This is a genomic window from Ruegeria sp. BK1 (assembly GCF_056535645.1).
Map to the genome: position 1 here is coordinate 37,194 of NZ_JBQFIS010000004.1, position 19,670 is coordinate 56,863.

Consider the following 19,670-nt stretch of genomic DNA (forward strand, 5'->3'; position numbering starts at 1 on the left):
GCTCAACCTGGGCGCGTCGAAGCAGACGACAAGGACAAAACAATGAACATTCTGAAAATGACCACAGGCGTTGCCCTGGTTTCTCTGTTTGCAGCCGCCGCCCTGGCGCATGGTGGCGCAACCGGCATCGTCAAAGAACGCATGGATGGTATGTCCGCGATGAAGGACAGCATGAAGATCCTTACGCCGATGATGCAGGGGAAAACGCCCTACAATGCGCAAACGGTACGAAGCGAGGCCAAGAAAATCGGGCGTCACGCTGGCGAGAGCATGACAAAGCTGTTTCCAGAGGGATCGATGGCAAACCCTCGGAGGCCAAATCGGAGATCTGGCAGGATTGGGGTTCATTTGCAGAGTTAGCCAGGCAGTTGGAATCCTACTCTGAAGGCCTTGTGCTTGCGGCGGACAACGGGTTGATGATGTCCGGGTCGGGCCATGGTTCGGGCATGATGGGCGGCGCATCCATGATGGGTGCCGGAATGATGGGCGGCAGTCCAAACCAGGCACAACTTTCTGAAATGCCGGCAGATGGTGTGTTCATGATGCTGAGCCAGACATGCTCGGCGTGTCACACGCAATTTCGGTCGGAATAGGAATGCGTCATGAGACCGATATTCCGATTGGGCCTTGCTGCCGCCGTAGCGGCGTCAGCGGGACTTGTTGCTGTGATGGCTTGGCCGATTGGCCAGCCCTTACAAGCTCTCGACATTCAGGGTGACGTTAACCGCGGGGCGTATCTGGCAAGGGCAAGTGGTTGTATCGCTTGCCACACAGATTTTGCCAAAGGGGGCGCGGCCTTGGCCGGTGGGGTGGAGTTGGATACCCCGTTCGGCACGCTCTTTTCGCCGAACCTGACCACAGATCCCGATCACGGGATCGGTGATTGGACAATCGAGGAGTTCGCCCGCGCGGTGCGTCAAGGCGTATCACCCGGCGGACAACCCTATTACCCGGCCTTTCCTTATCCATTCTATGCCAATTTCACGGATCAGGACATCGCCGATCTCTGGGCCGCATGGCAAACAGTTCCACCGGTAGCGGAACCGTCAAAAGAACAGGAAATGGCGTTCCCCTTCAATCAGAGATGGGGCCTGAAGCTGTGGCGCGCGGCTTTTCTGGAACCACCCCGCACTGATCCCGTGCCGGGCAATGACGAAGTGTGGAACCGGGGCCGGCTACTGGTCGAAGGTGCCACACATTGTGCGGCCTGCCACACCGGGAGGAACCTGGCTGGCGCAAGAAATTCGGACACGGAACACTTCAAGGGAAGTGACTCTCTGCCGGGCGGTGACAAGGCACCGGCCATCGACTTTGAGACCCTGCAAAAGCGTGGTTGGACGGTAGATGATTTGGCCTACGCGTTGCGCACCGGCGTCATGCCTGATGGCGATGTCTTCGGCGGCGCCATGGGAGAGGTCGTAAACTATGGCACCAGCTTTCTGACAGACGAAGACCGGAAGGCAATGGCGACCTATCTGCTGGATGTGCACGACGGGGGGTAATCGAGTGAGAGATCAAATTTTCTTTGGAGGGAAGTCCTCATGAAGCTCAATCGCAGGCAATTCGTTGCAGGCACGTCGGCACTAATCGCAGTGCCGACTATCGGGAGGGCGGCTACCGCCCCCCGAATAATCGAGGCGCGTTCAGGATTGGCACGTGTTGCCCCCGACAGCTATCCTGAAACCGAGATATGGGGATATGATGGCGGTGTTCCGGGCCCCGAAATTCGTGCCCGGCAGGGCGAAACGGTTCGCCGGACACTCCTGAACTCACTGCCTCAGCCTACGGCAATCCATTGGCATGGACTGCGGGTTCCAAACAACATGGATGGGGTGCCGGGTCTTACACAGGAGGCTGTACCAACAAGCGGCGAGTTTCAGTATGACTTGCCTCTGAAGGATGCAGGAACCTTCTGGTACCACTCTCATAACCAGTCAACGGAACAAGTGGCCAGGGGCCTTTACGGCGCGTTCATCGTCGACGAAATGGACCCGCCGGACACGGATCATGACATTACGATCCTGCTGGATGACTGGAGGTTGGGTCAGGACGCCCAAATCGTCGATGATTTCGGCGCGATGCATGACTGGACGCATGCAGGCCGAATGGGAAACTACGTTCACGCACACATATCGCCCATGACAGAAGTTCTGACAAACCAGCGTTTGCGACTTCGAATGGTCAACGTGGCAACTGATCGGATCATGTATGTCTCAGTAGGTGGCGCAAACGGGAAACTGGTCGCTTATGATGGCATGCCTGTAAGGCAGCCAGAGGATTTTGAAACCCTTGTTTTTGGGCCTGCACAGCGAGCAGACTTAATTGTTGATGTCACAGCGGAATCGAACGAAGCCGTTCAAATAACTCTTCACGAACGCGATGAATCGTTTGTCATTGCTGAAATCCCGGTTTCGGGAAGCGGTGCATCCGCAAACCGCGGTGCAATAGAAGCCCTGCCACCCAACCCTGTTTCCTTTCTCGAAGATGTTTCTGACGCTTTGACAATCCCATTAGTGATGGAAGGCGGGGCGATGGGCGGACTGCGTCAAGGCACTTTTAACGGCCAGGTCATGAGCACCAATGAATTGGTTCAGGAAGGGCAGATCTGGACATTCAACGGTGTCGCCGGGTTACCTGAAAACCCCTTGCTGCCGTTTCGCGTGGCGACATAGTCCGGATTCAGATGCAGAACGACACCGTCTTTCCGCACGCTATGCACTTGCACGGGACGCACTTTCAGGAAGTTCTGCCAAACGGCAACCTAGGGCCGCTGCGGGACACAATCCTGGTTGACCGGATAGAAAAGCGGGAGATTGCGTTCGTTGCGGATAACCCGGGGGATTGGCTGTTTCATTGCCATATGCTGTCGCATCAGGCCGCTGGTATGAAGACCTGGCTGAGCGTGGCATGATGAACAAGAGTTCGGCGAAATGGGTGTCACTGGCTGCTGTAGTGATCATTGTCGCGGTCGCTGGCTGGGGCCTGAGTGGGCGTGCGCAGAACAGTGCATCAGCGGATTCGGCACGTGGTGCAGTTTTGTACGCCGAAAACTGCGCGTCATGCCACGGGGCAAATTTGGAGGGTCAGCAGGATTGGCAAACACCTGATCCGGATGGCGTCTTGCGGGCGCCCCGCATGACCGAACCGGGCATACCTGGCATCACGGCGACAAGCTGTTGTTCGACTATACAAAGTTTGGCGGGGACCAAACTTTGAAACAGATGGGTGTCGCTGACGTCAAAAGCGGCATGCCAGGCTTCGGGGACACTCTGTCGGATCAGGATATCTGGGACATCCTCGCCTTCATCAAGGAGAGTTGGCCGGATCGGGAACGCAAGCTGCAAGAGCAACGCACCGAAGCAGAACAAACGGAAGGAAACTGATGTGAAACGAATACTTGCAGGCTTAGTCGCTATCGCCATGTCGATTGGCATTCCTATGGCACGCGCCGACGAGCTGTCTGACTCCGATGTAAAACGGCTGGCTCTCGAAGCCATTTTGGAAAACCCTGAGATCATCATGCAGGCGATTCAATTGCTTCAACAGCGCGAGGATCAGGCAAAAGCCGAAGCAATTGGAAGCGTCTTGGAAAATCAGCGTGAATTGCTGGAACAGGATCCGAATGCGCCTGTAATCGGAAACCCGGAAGGCGATGTAACCGTGGTCGAGTTTTTCGACTATAACTGCCCATATTGCAAACGCGCTGCCCCGGTCGTGAAGAACGTAATCGCGGGCGATTCCGATGTGCGAATTGTTTATCGAGAATGGCCCATACTTGGAGAAGGTTCCGACTTCGCGGCACGCGCTGCGCTGGCCTCACGAAACCAGGGAAAATACGAAGAATTTCATTGGGCGCTTATGGCTCTGAACGGTCGTGCCACTGAGGCCAGTGTACTGAAAGTTGTTCGGGAACTTGGCCTGGACGAGGATCAATTGCGCGCAGATATGGAAGCGCCGGAAGTCGACGCGCATATTCAGATTTCCATGGAATTGGCCCGACAGCTTGGCTTCAGTGGCACTCCTTCGTTTGTGATTGGAGATGCGCTTGCCCCGGGTCTGATCACCGAAGATGAAATGACCCGGTTAATCGTGGCAGTCAGAGACGCAAGATAGAACCAAGGGGGCGACAGCATGTGCGCTCCTAAGTTTATCATGCGATCGTGGCTTCGTATCCCTCGGACTTCAGCGCTGCAAGGATATGATCAAGTGAATTGGTGCTTAAGACACGTACCCTGCGGTTTTCCACGTCAAAGTCCAACTGTGCGGAGGAATCCACCGTGGCAACGGCTTTTCGATAGCTGACTTGCAGTGCCCGCAGCTCATATCCGGGATATTTAGGGTCGTCATGGATGTTTGCTCCTGTGTTCCGTCGTCCCGGCTAAAGTATTCCAGCACAGGAAGGTCAAGTCGTGATTATTGGATCGTCAAAATTAGTGGCAAAGAAAGTCAGCCCCATCCCTTGACCTTCCACTTGCTGGAACCCTTATGTTTCCCGTCAGCAGAACATTGGTGGTGACAATATGACTGAAATTTCACATGCAAGGTTTCAAGTTCAGGGTATGAGCTGTGCGTCCTGCGTAGGGCGGGTTGAGCGCGCGTTGAAAGATGTGCCAGGGGTAGATGCCGCTTCGGTTAATCTCGCCAGCGAAAGCGTTCAGGTCGATTTCCGCGATCCAGCCGATAAAGCGGCCATTGCTGATGCGTTAAACAGCGCCGGATATCTGGCACGGACGGAAGAGGTAACGCTGGATATTCAGAACATGTCCTGCGCATCGTGCGTGGGGCGCGTTGAACGGGCATTGCAAGCAGATGATGGCGTCTTGTCCGCGTCGGTCAATCTGGCCACCGAAAGTGCAACTGTACGTTATGCTGAGGGAGTCACAACACCCGAAGCCATCGCGGCGCTTGCGGCATCTGCTGGCTATCCGGCGAGCCTGCGATCCGCGACGCAGACCGAACCACAAGACCGCAAAGCCAAAGAGATTCGCCAATTGGCCCGGCGAACAAGCTTTGCCGCCTTGCTCGCTTTGCCGGTCTTTATCCTTGAAATGGGCTCGCATGTTATTCCGGGCATGCACCACCTGATAGCGAGCACGATCGGCATCCAGAACAGCTATTACCTGCAATTCCTTCTAACCACGATCGTTCTTTTTGGGCCAGGTTTGCAGTTCTATACTAAGGGATTCCCTTCCTTGTTCAAAGGCGCGCCGGACATGAATTCTCTGGTGGCTCTGGGCACTTCGGCGGCTTATGGGTTCTCGCTTGTTTCCACCTTTGCGCCGGGTGTTCTTCCCGCCGGAACCGCAAACGTCTACTACGAGGCCGCAGCGGTGATCGTGGTTCTCATATTGCTGGGGAGGTTCCTCGAGGCGCGCGCCAAGGGGCGAACTGGTGAAGCGATCCGAAAACTGGTCGGTCTGCAGGCAAAAACAGCGCGCGTTGAGCGCGACGGATCGGTTGTCGAGCTACCGATCGAGCAGATCGTTGTAGGGGATATTGTGCACGTTCGACCGGGCGAAAAAATCGCGGTGGATGGTGCCGTAGTGACCGGCGCGTCATATGTCGATGAAAGCATGATCACCGGCGAGCCGGTTCCTGCCGAAAAGACCGAGGGCGCAACTGTGGTCGGCGGAACAGTTAATGGCGCGGGCGCATTGACGTACCGGGCTGAAAAGATCGGCGCAGACACTATGTTGGCCCAGATCATTCAAATGGTCGAACAAGCACAGGGTGCCAAGCTTCCGATTCAAGGCTTGGTTGACCGCATCACGCTGTGGTTCGTGCCGGTAGTGATCGCTGTGGCCGTAATGACTGTGCTGGTTTGGATGTTGTTCGGACCCGATCCTGCGCTCAGCTTGGCGTTGGTAGCCGGGGTTGCGGTACTGATCATTGCTTGCCCCTGCGCCATGGGGTTGGCCACACCCACCTCAATCATGGTCGGCACCGGCCGCGCGGCCGAGATGGGTGTCCTGTTTCGAAAGGGCGACGCCTTGCAAATGCTGCAGGAAACCACCGTTGTTGCGGTGGACAAGACGGGGACCTTGACCGAAGGGCGTCCGGAGCTGACCGACCTGATTGTGGCCGAAGGATTGGCCGAGGATGAGGTTCTGCGCCTTGTTGCTGCCGTTGAGGTCACATCCGAACATCCGATCGCCACGGCCATCGTGCGCGCGGCTGAAACCCGTGGTCTGGAGCTTTCGAAGCCAGAAGACTTCACGTCGATCACCGGTTACGGGGTAAGCGCCTCAGTCGAAGGCCATACAATCCTGATCGGGGCCGACCGCCTGATGAGTCGCGAAGGGGTTGAAATGGGCGCGTTGTCTGATCGGGGCGCTGAACTCGCAATCAACGGAAAGACTCCACTTTATGCCTCCGTAGACGGAGTTATCGCAGCCGTCATCGCCGTGGCGGACCCAATCAAGACCACCACGCCAGACGCAATTGAAGCTTTGCACGGACTGGGGCTGAAAGTAGCGATGATTACCGGCGACAATACCGCTACAGCCAAATCCATCGCGGCGCAGCTTGGCATCGATCATGTCGTGGCCGAGGTTCTGCCAGAGGGTAAAGTATCCGCGTTGCAAGATCTGCGCTCAAATGGCGGAAAACTGGCCTTTGTGGGTGATGGCATCAATGATGCCCCCGCTCTGGCGGCGGCTGACGTAGGAATTGCGATCGGGACAGGCACTGACATCGCCATCGAGGCGGCTGACGTCGTTCTGATGTCAGGCGACCTGACAGGCGTGGTCAACGCCTTCGATATTAGTCAGCGCACCATGCGTAACATCCGCCAAAACCTGTTCTGGGCTTTCAGCTACAACACGCTGCTCATACCGGTTGCAGCGGGGGTGCTCTATCCGTTTGGCGGCCCGTTGCTGTCGCCGGTTTTGGCTGCAGGTGCCATGGCGCTGTCCAGTGTATTTGTCCTGACCAACGCGCTGCGGTTGCGCTGGGTTAAGCCGATCAAAGTTGGGCGAGAACAGATCTCGCAGAATGAAGAGCAGGCGCTGCGATCAGCGCCTGCTGAATAGAATAGGAGAACCGCTGTGAATATCGGAGATGTAGCAGAACGTTCGGGTCTGCCTGCCAAAACCATCCGTTATTACGAGGATATCGGATTCATCAAACCCAGGCGCAGTCTGAACGGGTATCGACATTTCGACGAAAAGGAACTGCACAAACTGGCCTTCATCGGGCGGGCCCGCTCATTGGGCTTTACCATTGAGGATTGCCGTTCACTACTGGCGTTGTACGAGGACAAAGAACGCGCAAGCGCGGACGTGAAGGATATCGCCAAACAGAACCTAAAAGAAATAGATGCCAAGATCGCGGACCTGAAGGCCATGCATGCTACACTGTCTCATTTAATCGATGAATGTGCCGGAGACCACCGTCCCGACTGCCCGATCCTGAAGAACCTCGGCCAAACTTAGATGCGCTCATCGTATGAACTGCCTCCTATTTTGGCAGTTTGTTACGTGTATTCGCGGGAATCCGCTTCATTTCGATACAGCGCACCAACTCACCTGTTTTTTCCTCCGACTGGCTTGAACACTCGTTACGTTCGTCCTAACTGCACGGGATGAAGTGGAAGTTTTTCTCAGTGTTGCGAATGACGTTTCTGACATGCGTCTGCTTGGCGATGACCTTCGTCGGCACTGTTGTGGTCGCGAGCAGTGACGTCAAAAACAGTAGCACCTCTGAGCCTCACGGCGTTTCAATGGCTGCAAAGTCATCAGACTTCAAACACGACCATAGCGGTTTGCATCCGACGACTGGCCAAATCCACACGGATAGCCACGTAAATCACAGCGGAGAATGTCATTCCGGTATCTGTTGTGTTGGCGAATATCCGACCCACGTAGGACTTGCGGTTTTGGCTGAAGCTTTTGGCCAGAAAAACCGTAACATGGATTCCGACATCCACAACTCTCAAGCGCCTCTGACGCCCGATCGTCCTCCACAAATCTCCTAACATCCACAGGCCCGTCAGCGCGGGTTTTCATGTTGTTTCGGTTCGAGCATGCACTGCGACCGTCAGGAGATTATTATGCGTGGAAGATATGCGGCACTATCAGTACTTGCCTTGGCGATTGGCCTGGGTGGAGGTGTCTTTCTTGAAAGACTGTACCTGAATCCAATTGATCAGGGCCAGTCGAACGAACCAGAGGTCCTTTATTGGGTAGCACCGATGGATCCGAATTTTCGGCAGCCTGGACCTGGAAAATCGCCGATGGGTATGGACTTGATCCCGGTTTATTCTGGGCAGGAACCTACCGGCGACCCTGAAGAAGTCACCCTGAGCGCTGCGGAAATCAACGCAATTGGTGTGCGAACTGCGGTTGCACGCATGACTGATATCGAACCTCGCATCGAAACGGTGGGTTTCGTCGGCTTTGACGAACACCTGACCAATCACGTTCATACGCGTGTTGAAGGTTGGATTGAGCAACTGAAAGTTCGAGCGGTCGGTGATCGCGTTGAGAAGGGGCAAGTTTTATTTGAACTCTTTTCACCACTGATCGCAGCTGCGACCGGCGATCTTGTACGCGCAGTCGAAGCTGGTGACCCGCGGATTTTGGACGCGGCGCGCAATAAGTTGATCAGCCACGGTATGTCCGCTCGTCAGGTTGCTGAGATTGAGGCGGGCGGTGAGTTGGTTCGAAATGTGGAAATTGAGGCACCTCAAAACGGTGTCGTCATAGCTCTGAATGCCGCCGATGGCATGTACCTGCAGCCAGGCACGCTTGCTTTTTCGGTAACCGATCTTTCTGAAGTATGGCTGATCGTTGATGTATTTGAACGAGATATTGCACGTTTGTCGGAAGATATGCGCGCGATAGCAAGGTTCGAGCACCTACCCGGTCGCACCTTCGAAGGCGACATCGACTATGTTTACCCTGAGCTTGATCCGCAAACCCGAACTCTTCCCGTAAGGCTTAGTTTCGATAACACCGACGGCGTGCTGCGGCCGGGCATGTTTGGCAGTGTTAGCCTTATACCGGATGAAAGCCGAAATGTTCTCACTGTTCCATCAGAGGCGTTAATTCGTACCGGTTCGGCGGAACGCGTCATCTTAAAAACAGGCGATGGTACTTTTCGCCCGAGACTGGTGACTACAGGTCTTCGAGACAGTTTCGGCGAGGGGGGTCGAACAGAAGTTCTGCAAGGGCTTGAACCTGGTGAGGAAGTTGTCGCATCCGCACAGTTTCTAATCGACAGTGAAAGTGCTTTGAGCGCCGGTTTCACCCGAATGGCACCAACGGATACCGAACCAGCACGCGGGGCAGGCACCCTGGTTTCACTCGATGCCCAAAATCGTATGGCAACTGTTCGTCACGATGTTCTCGAAAGCCTCGATTGGCCCGCAATGACTTCGCAGTTTCCGGTGAGGTCTGGTGTTTCGCTCGACAGCTTGAGTGCAGGCGACGCAGTCGCTTTCGTGATCGCACGGGGTGCGGATGGGCTTCTGAGCCTGATGGAGCTTGCACCAGACGATGGTATTGCCGGAACTGGTGCCGGAATCGCGCGCGCCGTCACTTCAGACGGCAAATTGACGCTTGAGCACGGACCGATCCCCGAGCTCGGTTGGGCCGCCATGACAATGGATTTGCCTGTTGTAGGAGTAGATCTCACTACCGTGCCAATCGACATGCCAATTGAGTTTGATCTGGCTGAGGGAGAAGGGGGGATGTTCTCGATTGTGGCAATTCGCGAAGAGGGCTCGCCGCCGACGGATTCCGTTGAACCCGAAGAAACCGACACGCCTTCTGCTCCACCGATTGTAGTCACCGGCACGATCAACCTCGTTAATGCTGAGGCGGGAACGGCAACCATCACTCACGGGCCGATGACTGAGATTGGCATGCCCGGAATGACCATGGATTTCCCATTAGAACCTACATTGGACACAAGCATGCTCGAAGTCGGTTCTGAAATGACTCTGACTTTCGCGCGTGCAGATGGCATGACAATGGTGTTGGCTGCGGCAACGCCTATTGCACCGCCACTTCAGGTTTCTGGCCGGATTAACAGTATCGACCCGAACGCGCGTACCGCGAACGTAACACACGGTCCGATGACTGAGATCGGCATGCCGGGCATGACCATGGATTTCCCGGTTGCGGAGGGGATTGAGGTTTCTAACTTGCCTGTAGGGATTGATGTTTCTTTGATCCTTCGCCGCAATCCCGACTTTTCGATGACGCTGTTAGAGGTCGCGCTTGATGGGAGTGTTACGCAGTGATCACGGCCATCATTCGTTCTTCGCTCGCCAACAGGTTCGTCATCTTGGCCCTCGCATTCATGATAGGAGTTGCGGGTATTTGGGCCATTCGTGAGACGCCGGTTGATGCAATCCCGGATCTGTCGGATGTCCAGGTAATTGTTCGCACGCCATATCCCGGGCAAGCGCCTCAAGTTGTCGAAAACCAAATCACATATCCACTTGCGACAGCCCTATTGGCCGTACCCGGTGCAAAAGACGTTCGCGGGTTCTCGTTCTTTGGAGACAGCTTTGTATATGTTGTCTTTGAGGACGGGACGGACCTCTACTGGGCTCGGTCGCGTGTGCTCGAATACTTGGGCCAGATTACCGGCAGCTTACCTGAGGGCGTGTCACCACAACTTGGCCCTGATGCGACTGGGGTCGGGTGGATTTATCAGTATGCGCTGGTTGACAGAACCGGAAATCATGATCTGGCTCAGCTCAGGACTCTGCAGGATTGGTTTCTGAAATACGAATTACAAGCCGTGGAAGGCGTCTCAGAAGTCGCCACCATCGGCGGAATGGTCAAACAGTACCAGGTCGTCGTCGACCCAAACAAACTACGTGCCTATGACATAACACTTGCACAATTGAGGACGGCTATTCAGGCGGCCAACCGCGAGACGGGCGGCAGCGTCATTGAGATGGGGGAAGCCGAATTCATGGTCAGGTCCTCGGGCTACATTGACGAATTGTCAGACCTTGCAAGCGCGCCGTTGATGGTCAACGACCGTGGCGCCGCTCTGACGCTTGGAGACGTCGCTGAAATCCGTCTGGGGCCGGAAATGCGGCGCGGTGTCGGAGAACTCGACGGGCAAGGAGACGCGGTTGGTGGAGTAGTCATTCTGCGATGGGGTGGGAATGCGTTGGCAACGATCAAAGCGGTGGAGGCGCGCATCGAAGAGTTGCGCTCAAACCTGCCGGAGGGGGTCGAAATCATAACGACCTACGACCGATCTGGTGTGATCGAGCGTGCTATCGATAACCTCCAGAAGAAACTGACGCAGGAATTCATTGTCGTTGTTCTTGTGTGCGCGGCTTTTCTACTTCATCTGCGGTCATCCCTCGTAATTCTTCTGTCGCTCCCTCTGGGAATCTTTGCCGCATTTATTCTGATGAAGGCGCAAGGAGTAAACGCAAACATCATGTCGCTCGGCGGCATAGCCATCGCTATTGGTGCGATGGTCGACGCATCGATTGTGATGATCGAGGCGATGCACAGGCGGTTGGAAAAAGAAAAGCTCACAGCAGAGAACCGATGGCGGATTGTGCAAGAGTGCGCTTCTGAGGTGGGACCAGCCCTTTTTTATTCTCTGGCGATTATCACGGTTAGTTTTTTGCCTGTTTTCGTTCTGGAAAATCAGGAAGGTAGGCTCTTCTCGCCACTCGCTTATACCAAAACCTACGCCATGGCTGCAGCCGCCATCCTTTCGATAACGCTGGTTCCGGTCTTGATGGGTTACTTTGTAAGGGGGCGTATTCTACCGGAGCGAAAAAATCCGCTAAATCGCTTGGTTGTGTTCGTGTACCGCCCATTTCTGGACGCGGCAATTGCCTGGCCATGGGCAACAACACTGTTGGCCGGCGTTCTGGTGACGTCCATGTGGTACCCGTACCAGAGAATTGGCTCTGAATTCATGCCCGAGTTGAACGAAGGTGATTTTCTCTACATGCCGAGCTTCTACCCCGGGATCTCGACGGGAAAAGCCCGTGAGGTACTGCAGCAGACCAACCGCCTGATCGCGACCGTGCCAGAAGTCGAAACTGTTCACGGTAAAGTTGGGCGTGCGGAGACTGCAACCGATCCAGCACCTCTAACGATGGTGGAGACCACAATCCAACTCAAGCCGGAAGAAGAATGGCGCCCCGGCATGACAATGGAGAAAATCCGGAATGAGCTCGATCGTATCGTTCAGGTTCCGGGCGTTACAAATGTTTGGATCCAACCTATCAAGAACCGCATCGATATGCTTGCGACAGGTATCCGTACTCCTGTCGGTGTCAAAATATCCGGCACCGACTTGGAGGTCATTACAGATATAGGGATCGAAGTAGAGCGTGCGGTCGCTGATATTGATGGAACGGCTTCCGCCTACGCAGAGCGACCTGTTGGCGGGCGTTTCATCGAAATCGACGTCAAACGAGATGCCGCCTCCCGATACATGATGAGTGTTCGAGAAGTTCAGGACGTAGTGCAGACCGCAATTGGCGGTATGCAAGTGTCGGAATCTGTGGAGGGGCTGGAGAGGTTTCCTATAAACCTTCGGTACCCTCAGGCATGGCGAGACAGCCCGGAACGGCTCGAAAATCTTCCTGTCGTCACGCCGTCGGGTGCTCATGTGCCACTGTCCGCTCTCGCCGATATTCGAATAGTTGACGGGCCGGGAATGATACGATCAGAGAACGCTCGACGAACTGGGTTCGTGTTCATCGACATCGCGGGGCGCGACCTGGGCGGCTATGTGGCCGAAGCACAAGAGGTGGTTACAGAAAAGGTCGACCTGCCTCCAGGTTACTCGCTGACTTGGTCAGGGCAGTATGAGTACATAGAGAGAATGCAGGACAGGTTGACGATCGTTGCTCCTGCAACCCTGCTAATTATCACGCTCATGCTTTTCTTGGCGTTCAATCGGGTGATTGAGGTCGGGATAATTCTTGCGGCGCTCCCGGTCGCATTGGCAGGTGGGGTTTGGTTCTTATGGTATCTTAACTTCGATATCTCAATTGCTGTGCTCGTGGGCTTCATCGCGCTGGCGGGAGTTGCCGTGGAAACAGCGATTGTCATGTTGTTGTACCTCAATCTTGCTTGGGAGAAACGTCGAGGGCTGGCGCAATCGGAACAGCGAAAGCTGACACGTGACGATATCGAAGACGCGGTGTTCGAAGGAGCCGTTCTTCGGGTTCGGCCGAAGGTAATGACTGTAGCCACGATCTTTGCAGCACTGATACCCATCATGTACGGCACCGGTACAGGCTCTGAAATCATGCAGCGGATCGCTGCGCCGATGATTGGGGGCATGGTGACAGCGACCCTTCTTACGCTTTTTGTCATTCCCGCAATATTCGTGATTTGGAAACGGCTCGCGCTCAATCGCGTGAACCGAGAGATCTCCCACACGATCCAGGAAGTGCCCCCTGCGCTTCCGGCAGAATAATACCCACAACCTTGAAACAGGAGCATCTGATGAAAACTTTGACTGCAATTTTGGCCCTATTGGCCGTGTCTACAACATCCGGCATCGCGCAAACGAACCACGGCATGGACCATTCCAACATGCCCATGTCTTCCGAACAGATGGAAGGTGCGGTCCACGCAAAGGCTTTGGTGAACTCAATTGGCGACGAAACCGCTAACGTCAGCCATGATCCGATCCCCGAGATCGGGTGGCCCGCGATGACGATGGATTTGCAGCTTCTTGAGAATGCCCAGATGATGGGTGAGATCAGCGCAGGTGACGAAGTCACACTGATGTTGGTCAAAAGCGATGATGGTATGTATGCGATCGGCGCGATCATGAAAAACTGAGTCTGTTGATGCGGCAGCTATTCACCAATGATGTGATTGTTCGCCGTTTCAACGACTGTAGGAAATTCTATGAACTAAGAGAAATGGAGTAGGAGCCACTCAAGAACCAAATCGTATTTCAACGATCTGTGGCTCTGCTCATAAGTTATCAGTCCATTGTCGGTTAAAGGCGCTTTAAGCAATTCGTTGACTGATTGAAGCTCCAAAGCTCAGAAAATCTTCCGGCTATACTGATTGAACAGAGCAATCCAGGCAAGCAGTACACAAACTGCCAACGCTTCGGTATCTCCGGCCCGCGCCACTGCAGTTAAACTGCGCAAAATTCTGGAGCTACTTGCGCAGCCCAGTGGAAATCTGACCGACAAGCAAATCCCACCTAAAACATTTCACAATTGGAATGTGTGTACTACATTGTCGCCGAGATGACTTCACGCGGCCATTCAACGGACCAGCGTCGAATTGTCTGGGGCGTTGCCTTGTTGGTTTTTGCTTCAGTCGAAAACGCAGCGCGGAGCGGTCAAAATGAGGATATCTCCAGGGCGACGACTTGGGAAAACGATACGACATGACAGCTAACACAAGAGAGCACTGGGACGATGTCTATGGCGAGAAGTTTGACACCCAATTGAGTTGGCACGAGGATGATCCAGAGATATCGCTTGAACTCATCGAGTTGATCAGAGTGTCTAAGCCTTCATCCGTCATCGACATTGGTGGAGGTACATCTCGTCTTGCTGGAGCGTTGCTTGCGAAGGGGCTCCATGACGTGACAGTTCTCGATCTATCGCAGGTCGCGTTGGACACGGCCCGGGAAAGGTTGGGGCGCGCCGCTGAAACAGTCACTTGGATTTCTGCAGATATAACTTCTTGGGTCCCCGATCGCAGATATGACGTCTGGCATGATAGGGCGGTTTTTCACTTTCTCGTGGATACATCGCAACGCGCGGCCTATCTGGAAAGCGTGAAGAAAGGGGTAAAAATTGGCGGCCATGTGATCATTGCTACGTTTGCACTTGATGGGCCGGAGACTTGCAGTGGTCTCCCTGTCGCCCGCTATAGTCCGAGCGATATCGCCGTGCTTTTTGAGGAACACTTTGAACTCGTCGCGCATCGCCATCACCTGCACCAAACCTCTTGGGGGGAAAGTCAGTCTTTCCAGTTCAGTGTTCTCCGCCGCTGCGTTTGAGCCCACACCTGAAACTGGCCCAAAGCGGTACGCTTCCAATAAGCTTTCGGGGCATGCCGATTGTGTTCACAAGTTACGTTTGGCCCTCAAAAACTGGCAGAACCACCTTAGCGCACAAGCCGCCAGTTTCCCCGTTTAGCAATTCTATCGTGCCACCGTGCGACTGGATGATCGTACGTGCGATCGACAGCCCCAAGCCGGTTCCGCCAGTCTCTCGCGAGCGGGATGTTTCAAGCCGCACGAATGGGTCGAATACCGCATCGAGCATATGCTCGGGGATGCCGGGCCCCTGATCCTGGATCAATATTTTTGCCTCATTCCCCTCTTGCATGACTGAGACGTTGGCCCGGGCACCATACCGGCAGGCGTTTTCAATGATATTGCGCAGAGCTCGCTTCATCAGCATCGGCCGAAGCGTGACGGCCGGATTGTCTGCGACCGATACTTCAACCGTGTCACCGGCTTGCACAATGTCTTCGGTCGTTTTGGTTACGAATTCACCAATTGGGACGGTACTGGAAGGTTCGCGCGTGGCCACGCCCTTGGCAAATGACAGGGTGGAGTCCACCATCTCCTGCATTTCCTCGATGGTCTCGATCAGATGGTCACGGGTCTCCTCTTCCTCCACCAGTTCGGCGCGAACCCGCAATCCCGTCAGTGGCGACCGCAAATCGTGACCCAGCGCCCCCAATAGTCTGGTCCGATCGGCAACATAGCGAGTCAGCCTATCACGCATATGGTTGAACGCCTGCGTCAAATCTCGCACCTCGGTCGGACCAGAAACCGTCAGTTCCTGGACGTCTTCACCGCGACCAAACTGGTCTGCAGCCAGTGACAGGCGGCGCAACGGGCCGGTCAGCCGTGTCAGTAGAAACCAAATGGCTGCTCCAAGAATTAAAGTTGCAGTGAAACCGAAGCTGACGAAGGACTGCAAAGGCCATTGCAGAGGAGGGTTATGGAACCGGGTATCCACGTTGAGCCATTGATCGGTCGTCAGAGCGATCGACAGCTGCATTTCAATTGCGGAAACGTGATCACGCATCATTGCCATGTGCATTTCAGCCATTGTAGACGGAACACCTTCAACCGGCAGCATATCGGGAGAGAACTCATGCAACTCTACCCGGATGGGACGGTTTTCATAGCCTGGCAGAATTCTGCGGATTGTGTTTTCGACCGTCCCACCAGCGCTATGTCCGGTGTGATCGACTGCGGGCGTATCTGTAAGGCTGAAACGCACCAGTGGAGAACTTGCCGCCCGCAGGATCGCGTCGTGCATCTCGGGTGGAGCTTCTTCAATCAGCCGCGCGATGTTTGCGGCGCGTCCGGCGGTTTCCAGGCCAAGGGCCATGTGCACTGCCATTGAGCGTTCGTCGACGAACAGCCACAGGCTGACCAGTTGCGCGGCAGCCAGCGCGGCGATGATCAAAAGGATAAGCTGACCGCGCAGACTTTGGGCAAAGGCTTTCATCCCGTAAGCTCGCTCACGTCGGTCGACAGGCAATAACCGCCACCTCTTATCGTGGTGATGAGCTTCGGCCGCGTTGGGTCAGCTTCGATCTTGCGACGCAAGCGGCTGACCTGGTTGTCGATCGTACGGTCGAACAAGTGCGGGCTGCGGCCGGCGGTCAAATCCAGCAGTTCGTCTCGCGACAGGAGTTTGCGGGGCCGCTGCAGGAATACGGCCAGCAGCCGGACATCGGCGGTGGTCAGACTTTCTTCGGCCCCTTCGGCGGATATCAAGGTGCGACTGTCGGCATCCAGAACCCAGCTTCCAAAGGCGATCCGTTTGCCGCTCAGATCGCCAGCCGGGGGGACGGTGGTTTCGGAACGCCGCAGGATCGCCTTGATCCGGGCCAGCAATTCACGTGGGTTGAATGGTTTGGGCAGGTAGTCATCGGCGCCGATCTCTAAACCCACGATACGGTCGGTGTCATCGCTGAGGGCTGTCAGCATCAGGATCGGCGGGCCACCGGCCGCGGACAGGCGGCGACAGACCGACAATCCGTTTTCGCCCGGCATCATGATGTCGAGTACGATAAGATCAATCCGACCGGCCGCCAGTCGTGCGTCCATCTCGGTTGCGTCGCGCGCGGTACTGGCGCGCAACCCATTCTTTTCCAGATAGCGGCTGACAGCATCACGGATTTCGCGGTGGTCGTCGACAATCAAGATATGTGGTGCTTCAGTCATGGCGCAATCATAAGCCCCGGCGCGGTACAAATCCCGGCTTTTTTGTATCCCTTTGTATCAGTTGGGCGGGCTGCGACACAACGATACAAACCGGGTTGAGCAGGGGGGTGGTGGCGCGACCGAGGGCGGCCATATGCTTTGTGTAGAAACAAAAACCCGAGAGGTGAAAGTCATGAAACGTACCTTCACGCTGGCCGCTGGAGCCATTGCCGCGACTTTGATGGCGCTGCCCGCGCTTGCCGCCGGTCAGCATGGCAGCAGCGCGCAGATGCAGGGCCATGAGGGCGGCATGATGCAGGGTGCGCCCGGCGGCATGATGGGCGATCACGCAGGCATGATGCAAATGATGGTGAAAATGCATGGCCAGATGATGGGCGGCAACTGGCTGGCGGTTCTGGACATGGACGAGGACGGTCGCCCGAGCGAATCTGAGATCGCCGAAGGTCTGAAGGCCCGGATGCAGGCGCATGACGTCAATGGAGATGGCAACCTGTCGATTGATGAGTTCGAAGCGCTGCATTCCGGGATGATCCGCGAAACCATGGTGGACCGATTTCAGCATCTTGATGCCAATGGCGATGGCGTTGTGACCACAGGGGAAATCGAGAAAGGCGCAAAGACGATGTCGCCGAAACACGGCATGAAGGCCTCGAAACCTGTGACAAAGGCTTCTGAAACCAACAACTGAAACGCAACCGTGTAGCCGGGTCATCGCACTCGGCACAAACCACTGAGGAACAAAGCGATGATGGGCTATGGCGCTGGAATGGGGTTTGGAATGATCTGGATGTTGCTGATCGCAGTGTTGATCGTTCTGGCGATCGTAGCGCTGATCAAATACATCGCTAAGTGACCTCGGAATCCGTCACTCCCGTTTAGGGGTGGAGGGCTATGTCATAGGAGGAACGAAAGCTGGAGGGCCTGCACAGCAATAGCCGTTTGGTTTTCATCGCGGTTTTGATCGCGTTGCTGATCGCCACCATCTGGTTGTGGCTGTCTGGCGCGTTGGACGCAGGACTATCGCGCGAAGTCATTACTGCGTGGGTGGATTGGGCCGGCCCGTTCGGACCCGTTGTCATCATCGGCTTCATGACAGCCGCAGTGGTTGCCAGCCCAATCCCCAGCGCTCCGATCGCTGTCGCTGCCGGGGTGGCATATGGGCATGGGCTGGGAACCGCATTGGTTGCTATCGGAGCGGAGTTGGGGGCGCTGCTGGCGTTCCTGATAGCCCGTTGGTTGGGGCGCGACGCGCTGCGCCAGTGGTTCGGCGACAAGCTGGACTTGGGGTTGCTTGGATCGCAGAATGCCCTGATGTTGACCGTGTTCACCAGCCGCCTGATGCCTTTCGTTTCTTTCGACATGGTCAGCTATGCCGCCGGTCTGACCCGACTTCAATTTTGGCGGTTCGCACTGGCCACCTTGGCTGGACTCCTGCCGGCCAGTTTCGTTCTGGCCCATCTGGGCAGCCAGATTACCGAAACCGCGACAGGCGGCACCAGCCTTGCGGTTATCGGGCTTGGGCTGTTGACGGGGGCGCCACTTATCTGGTTGGCTTGGAAACGCAAGATGCCTGTTGGCTCTTCAGACCACGAATTGAGCCAGATCAATGCGACCGGTCCAAGCGGCCCTAAACTGTTGGAGAATGGAGGAAACCCTAAGTGATCCGCGCACAATGGATATCAACTGCGACACGGACGGCCCGAGCCATGGGCCGGCTGCAGGTCCTGTTGATCTGTGCGTTGGTGGTTTCGATGCTGATCTCTGTTGTGCCGTCCCATGCCGGGCATGACATCGCGAAGGCCGCCACCCAGGCCGAGCTTGTGATCGATGACAGCGGTGGGTATCCCGCGTCTCATCCATCAGAAGAATTAGACTGCTCAGTGCACCCGGGCTGCTATGCGATGGCAGTTATGGCGGCACCTGAATTGCTCTCGATGCGTATTGCTACGCCCGTGGCGCCAGAACGGTTCCGGCCACGCGCAAGCCTGCCGGTCGCACCACTACCACATCCGCCAAACCTGTCCTGAACGTGACCGGCAATGGCTCCGGAATCGCTCCGGGGTCTTGCCCAAGCCGTTGATTGCGGCCCAACTCAGTTCAGGACACTTACCATGCTTACCATTCTGTACTTTTTCGTCACGGGCGTGGTGCTATTCGCACTGTTGCGCCTGACCTGTGGCCCCTGTGTGATGGGGACACAAGAACATCATCCCGGTGTTCCGGTGACAACCCTTGGCTGGGCGCTCAGCCTGTTTCTGGCCGCAACCTACCTGCTGTGCGTGGCCTTTGACCTGATCTTTCCAAGTTTTGCCATGTACCGGGCTTGGATCGGCCTGATGCCCGGAATGACTTGGCTCAGCCTGCCCTCATTCCTGTTGGGACTGTTATGGGCGTTTCTCTACGGCTGGTACGCCGCGTTGCTGTTCGGCGGACTGTTCAATGTCTTTGCGGCTCGCACAAAACTCAACTGATTGAAAGGACAAAGCCATGAAGGCCAT

At 55.6% G+C, this 19,670-nt stretch carries 19 protein-coding genes and 1 pseudogene; 17 read left to right on the plus strand and 3 right to left on the minus strand.

Annotated elements, in window-relative coordinates:
- Nucleotides 1-42 precede the first annotated feature (42 nt).
- From ACR3E7_RS23170 to cueR, 9 genes and pseudogenes are all read left to right on the plus strand, one after another.
- Nucleotides 43-593: pseudogene (locus ACR3E7_RS23170) on the plus strand (c-type cytochrome).
- A gap of 9 nt (nt 594-602) precedes the next feature.
- Complete coding sequence (locus ACR3E7_RS23175; protein ID WP_170417899.1) at nt 603-1,502, plus strand: c-type cytochrome; 900 nt, start codon at nt 603-605, stop codon at nt 1,500-1,502.
- Nucleotides 1,503-1,541: 39 nt separating this feature from the next.
- On the plus strand, nt 1,542-2,672 hold the full coding sequence (locus tag ACR3E7_RS23180) for a multicopper oxidase family protein (protein WP_480719587.1): 1,131 nt from the start codon (nt 1,542-1,544) through the stop codon (nt 2,670-2,672).
- Nucleotides 2,673-2,683: 11 nt separating this feature from the next.
- Nucleotides 2,684-2,911 carry a multicopper oxidase domain-containing protein gene (locus ACR3E7_RS23185; RefSeq protein WP_480719589.1) on the plus strand — a complete coding sequence of 76 codons (228 nt, stop codon included), beginning with the start codon at nt 2,684-2,686 and terminating at the stop codon, nt 2,909-2,911.
- On the plus strand, nt 2,911-3,216 hold the full coding sequence (locus ACR3E7_RS23190) for a c-type cytochrome (protein ID WP_480719619.1): 306 nt from the start codon (nt 2,911-2,913) through the stop codon (nt 3,214-3,216). Before ACR3E7_RS23185 ends, ACR3E7_RS23190 begins: the two co-directional genes overlap by 1 nt.
- Nucleotides 3,177-3,383 (plus strand): c-type cytochrome, encoded by a 207-nt coding sequence (locus ACR3E7_RS23195; protein ID WP_480719623.1) that lies wholly within the window; start codon nt 3,177-3,179, stop codon nt 3,381-3,383. Before ACR3E7_RS23190 ends, ACR3E7_RS23195 begins: the two co-directional genes overlap by 40 nt.
- 1 nt (nt 3,384) lies before the next feature.
- Nucleotides 3,385-4,113: a DsbA family protein gene (locus ACR3E7_RS23200; protein WP_414478956.1), complete on the plus strand. Its 729-nt coding sequence runs from the start codon at nt 3,385-3,387 to the stop codon at nt 4,111-4,113.
- A 407-nt stretch (nt 4,114-4,520) separates the two neighbouring features.
- Nucleotides 4,521-7,031 (plus strand): heavy metal translocating P-type ATPase, encoded by a 2,511-nt coding sequence (locus ACR3E7_RS23205; protein ID WP_170417908.1) that lies wholly within the window; start codon nt 4,521-4,523, stop codon nt 7,029-7,031.
- Between the two features lie 15 nt (nt 7,032-7,046).
- The gene (gene cueR / locus ACR3E7_RS23210) at nt 7,047-7,433 is read left to right on the plus strand and encodes a Cu(I)-responsive transcriptional regulator (RefSeq protein ID WP_152460772.1); all 387 of its coding nucleotides are present in this window, start codon (nt 7,047-7,049) and stop codon (nt 7,431-7,433) included.
- A gap of 302 nt (nt 7,434-7,735) precedes the next feature.
- On the opposite strand, the gene ACR3E7_RS23215 is transcribed toward cueR, so the two are convergent.
- The gene (locus tag ACR3E7_RS23215; RefSeq protein ID WP_170608328.1) at nt 7,736-7,927 is read right to left on the minus strand and encodes a hypothetical protein; all 192 of its coding nucleotides are present in this window, start codon (nt 7,925-7,927) and stop codon (nt 7,736-7,738) included.
- Between the two features lie 123 nt (nt 7,928-8,050).
- On the opposite strand from ACR3E7_RS23215, the gene ACR3E7_RS23220 reads away from it, so the two are divergent.
- The 4 genes from ACR3E7_RS23220 to ACR3E7_RS23235 all read left to right on the plus strand — a co-directional run bounded on the left by ACR3E7_RS23220 (nt 8,051) and on the right by ACR3E7_RS23235 (nt 14,979).
- Entirely contained in the window at nt 8,051-10,246 is a 2,196-nt protein-coding gene (locus ACR3E7_RS23220; protein WP_170417912.1) for an efflux RND transporter periplasmic adaptor subunit, read from the plus strand.
- A complete protein-coding gene (locus tag ACR3E7_RS23225; protein WP_170417917.1) occupies nt 10,243-13,422 on the plus strand; it encodes an efflux RND transporter permease subunit in 3,180 nt (1,059 codons plus the stop codon). The genes ACR3E7_RS23220 and ACR3E7_RS23225 overlap by 4 nt, the downstream gene beginning before the upstream one ends.
- A gap of 29 nt (nt 13,423-13,451) precedes the next feature.
- Nucleotides 13,452-13,793, plus strand: a complete 342-nt coding sequence (locus ACR3E7_RS23230; RefSeq protein WP_170417920.1) for a copper-binding protein — start codon at nt 13,452-13,454, stop codon at nt 13,791-13,793.
- A gap of 565 nt (nt 13,794-14,358) precedes the next feature.
- A complete protein-coding gene (locus ACR3E7_RS23235; protein WP_170417923.1) occupies nt 14,359-14,979 on the plus strand; it encodes a class I SAM-dependent methyltransferase in 621 nt (206 codons plus the stop codon).
- Nucleotides 14,980-15,052: 73 nt separating this feature from the next.
- On the opposite strand, the gene ACR3E7_RS23240 is transcribed toward ACR3E7_RS23235, so the two are convergent.
- A complete protein-coding gene (locus ACR3E7_RS23240; protein WP_237217564.1) occupies nt 15,053-16,483 on the minus strand; it encodes an ATP-binding protein in 1,431 nt (476 codons plus the stop codon).
- Nucleotides 16,447-17,172, minus strand: coding sequence for a response regulator (locus ACR3E7_RS23245; RefSeq protein ID WP_170417925.1), 726 nt, complete (start codon nt 17,170-17,172; stop codon nt 16,447-16,449). The genes ACR3E7_RS23240 and ACR3E7_RS23245 overlap by 37 nt, the downstream gene beginning before the upstream one ends.
- 172 nt (nt 17,173-17,344) lie before the next feature.
- On the opposite strand from ACR3E7_RS23245, the gene ACR3E7_RS23250 reads away from it, so the two are divergent.
- The 4 genes from ACR3E7_RS23250 to ACR3E7_RS23265 all read left to right on the plus strand — a co-directional run bounded on the left by ACR3E7_RS23250 (nt 17,345) and on the right by ACR3E7_RS23265 (nt 19,643).
- Nucleotides 17,345-17,860, plus strand: coding sequence for an EF-hand domain-containing protein (locus ACR3E7_RS23250; protein ID WP_170417928.1), 516 nt, complete (start codon nt 17,345-17,347; stop codon nt 17,858-17,860).
- 251 nt (nt 17,861-18,111) lie between these two features.
- A complete protein-coding gene (locus ACR3E7_RS23255; protein ID WP_331252139.1) occupies nt 18,112-18,834 on the plus strand; it encodes a TVP38/TMEM64 family protein in 723 nt (240 codons plus the stop codon).
- Complete coding sequence (locus ACR3E7_RS23260) at nt 18,831-19,199, plus strand: hypothetical protein (RefSeq protein WP_157054266.1); 369 nt, start codon at nt 18,831-18,833, stop codon at nt 19,197-19,199. The genes ACR3E7_RS23255 and ACR3E7_RS23260 overlap by 4 nt, the downstream gene beginning before the upstream one ends.
- A gap of 84 nt (nt 19,200-19,283) precedes the next feature.
- Complete coding sequence (locus ACR3E7_RS23265) at nt 19,284-19,643, plus strand: hypothetical protein (protein WP_152460765.1); 360 nt, start codon at nt 19,284-19,286, stop codon at nt 19,641-19,643.
- Nucleotides 19,644-19,670 lie beyond the last annotated feature (27 nt).

What these genes read in the sequence shown, in the direction of transcription:
- ACR3E7_RS23185 (WP_480719589.1), top strand. Translation starts at nt 2,684, where the DNA reads ATGCAGAACGACACCGTCTTTCCGCACGCTATGCACTTGCACGGGACG.
- ACR3E7_RS23220 (WP_170417912.1), top strand. Translation starts at nt 8,051, where the DNA reads ATGCGTGGAAGATATGCGGCACTATCAGTACTTGCCTTGGCGATTGGC.
- ACR3E7_RS23230 (WP_170417920.1), top strand. Translation starts at nt 13,452, where the DNA reads ATGAAAACTTTGACTGCAATTTTGGCCCTATTGGCCGTGTCTACAACA.
- ACR3E7_RS23190 (WP_480719619.1), top strand. Translation starts at nt 2,911, where the DNA reads ATGAACAAGAGTTCGGCGAAATGGGTGTCACTGGCTGCTGTAGTGATC.
- ACR3E7_RS23205 (WP_170417908.1), top strand. Translation starts at nt 4,521, where the DNA reads ATGACTGAAATTTCACATGCAAGGTTTCAAGTTCAGGGTATGAGCTGT.
- ACR3E7_RS23265 (WP_152460765.1), top strand. Translation starts at nt 19,284, where the DNA reads ATGCTTACCATTCTGTACTTTTTCGTCACGGGCGTGGTGCTATTCGCA.
- ACR3E7_RS23245 (WP_170417925.1), bottom strand. Translation starts at nt 17,172, where the DNA reads ATGACTGAAGCACCACATATCTTGATTGTCGACGACCACCGCGAAATC.
- ACR3E7_RS23180 (WP_480719587.1), top strand. Translation starts at nt 1,542, where the DNA reads ATGAAGCTCAATCGCAGGCAATTCGTTGCAGGCACGTCGGCACTAATC.
- ACR3E7_RS23235 (WP_170417923.1), top strand. Translation starts at nt 14,359, where the DNA reads ATGACAGCTAACACAAGAGAGCACTGGGACGATGTCTATGGCGAGAAG.
- ACR3E7_RS23250 (WP_170417928.1), top strand. Translation starts at nt 17,345, where the DNA reads ATGAAACGTACCTTCACGCTGGCCGCTGGAGCCATTGCCGCGACTTTG.
- ACR3E7_RS23175 (WP_170417899.1), top strand. Translation starts at nt 603, where the DNA reads ATGAGACCGATATTCCGATTGGGCCTTGCTGCCGCCGTAGCGGCGTCA.